This is a genomic window from Collinsella aerofaciens, assembly GCF_015670745.1.
Classification (GTDB): Bacteria; Actinomycetota; Coriobacteriia; order Coriobacteriales; family Coriobacteriaceae; genus Collinsella; species Collinsella aerofaciens_T.
The window spans coordinates 1-2,275 of the sequence record NZ_JADPCH010000039.1; the positions used below are offsets into that span (position 1 = coordinate 1).

The window sequence follows — 2,275 nt, forward strand, 5'->3', positions numbered from 1 at the left end:
CCATCGCGCCGAGAGTACTGCGGGGTCAGCCCGTGGGAGGCCAGGGCGCCGCTGACCGGTGGACGGCACCGAGCCGTACGCTTGAACTGAGAAGGGGGAGGCCTCGCGGCCTCCCCCTTTTTTGCGTTTACGGCGGCATTCGCTAAGCAATTAAATCAATCCAATCATCCACCGCTGAATATAGACGTTCACCGTTCTTTGGTCGGTTCTTTGTTCTCAATGGACTAATATTTGCTTTAGCGCACTGCTGCGCTTGTCCTGTTTTACACGGGTCGTTTTATTGATTGTGACGGAAGGACTCACATGGCAGATGTTCATGAGCTGCTTGATACTTGGATTGCCAATGTCAAGGACGAGGAGCTCCTCGCTGAGCTTAACACGATGAAGGAGCAGGGTGACGAGGACGCCATCACCGACGCTTTCTTCCAGGATCTCGCCTTCGGTACTGCCGGCCTTCGCGGCACTATCGGTGCGGGCACTAACCGTATGAATATCTATACGGTCGGTCGTGCGACCCAGGGATTCGCTGACTACCTCAATGCAACCTTCGAGCATCCGACGGTCGCCATCGCTCGCGATAGCCGCAATAAGGGCGAGCTGTTCGTTAAGACGACGGCTGCCATTCTTGCAGCAAATGGCGTGACTGCCCTCGTGTATCCCAAGATTTCTCCTGTGCCGACGCTCTCCTGGGCCGTCCGCGACCTTAAGTGCTCCGGTGGCATTTGCATGACCGCTAGTCATAATCCGGCGCCTTATAACGGCTATAAGGCCTATGGCCCCGACGGCTGCCAGATCACCAGCGAGGCCGCCGATGCAATTTCTAAGGCTATCGCCGAGACCGATACGTTCACCGGTGTGAAGTCCATGGACTTCGATGAGGCTCTTGAGCAGGGTCTGGTCAAATGGATCGATGACTCGTGCCTCGAGCGTTATTACGACGCCGTTCTCGCCCGCGGCGTGACTAACCTTTCTGCTGAGGAGATCGCTGGCGCTCCGCTTAAACTCGTCTACACTCCGCTCAACGGCACCGGCCTCATTCCCGTCACGACGGTGCTCGAGCGCGCTGGCATCACCGATGTCACGGTTGTTCCCGAGCAGAAGGAGCCTAACGGCGATTTCCCGACCTGCCCGTATCCTAACCCCGAGATCCGTCAGGCCATGCAGAAGGGCATCGATCTCTGCGAGCAGGTTCACCCCGATCTGCTGCTTGCAACCGATCCTGACGCCGATCGCGTTGGCGTTGCCGTTAAGAATGGCGATGACTATCTGCTGCTGACCGGCAATGAGATGGGCGTTCTGCTGCTTGACTATATCTGCAAGACCCGCGCTGCTCGCGGTGAGGACCTCACTAAGAAGGTTGCTGTCACTACTATCGTTTCTTCCGCCATGGTTGACGCTCTGGCCGACGAGTACGGTTTTGAGCTCCGCCGCTGCCTGACGGGCTTCAAGTACATCGGCGACATCATTACTTCTCTTTCCGATGCTGGCGAGGTCGATCGCTTTATCTTCGGTTTTGAGGAGAGCTACGGCTATCTGGCCGGCGACCACGTGCGCGACAAGGACGCCGTCAGCACTTCGCTTCTGATTTGCCAGATGGCGCAGTATTATAAGCTCCAGGGCAAGAACCTTGCCGATGCGATGCACGAGTTGTACGAGAAGTATGGCTACTATCACAACAAGACGATTTCGCTAAGCTATCCGGGCGCTGAGGGTGCGGCAAAGATGGCCGGCATCATGGCTGGTCTGCGCGAGAACCCGCCCGCGGAGCTCGCCGGTTCCAAGATTGAGGCCGTCGTGGATTACAACACCTGCGTGAACGGCCTGCCGAAGGCTAACGTAATTGAGTTCGATCTTGAGGGCGGCAACAAGGGTATTGTTCGTCCTTCCGGCACCGAGCCCAAGATTAAGCTGTACATCTTCGCTAAGGGCGCGGATGCCGCCGAGGCAGATGCAGCACTTGACGCGATTGAGGAGTCCGGTCGCAAGCTGCTGGCCTAAGGCTTTGAAAGCCTATTTCTATAGATAAACAGAGGAGGGGATCTCGGAAACGAGGTCCCCTCTTTATTACTGGCAAATACAGCTGAGAATCCCAAACTGTGTAGGAAATGTGTACGACCAGATTCCCGCCCCCGGGGCCCCTCCGGTCTGGCAATATATCTCCTTGCCGCGCGGCCCGGTCGAACCGGGAACCAGCGCAGGCGTGCACCTTGAGAACCGGATACTGCGAGGATGGGCACTTACGAGTGTCGCATCCGGGCAGACATCGAACCATTTG

Annotated in this window: 1 protein-coding gene; it reads left to right on the forward strand. The window is 57.1% G+C overall.

What is annotated here, in order from left to right:
- Window positions 1–303: 303 nt before the first annotated feature.
- Window positions 304–1,998 (forward strand): phospho-sugar mutase, encoded by a 1,695-nt coding sequence (locus tag I4W07_RS09065; RefSeq protein ID WP_006235592.1) that lies wholly within the window; start codon window positions 304–306, stop codon window positions 1,996–1,998.
- The last annotated feature ends 277 nt before the right edge of the window (window positions 1,999–2,275 follow it).

Excerpts from the sequence above, each read along its gene's own strand:
- I4W07_RS09065 (WP_006235592.1), top strand. The coding sequence starts at position 304 with ATGGCAGATGTTCATGAGCTGCTTGATACTTGGATTGCCAATGTCAAG.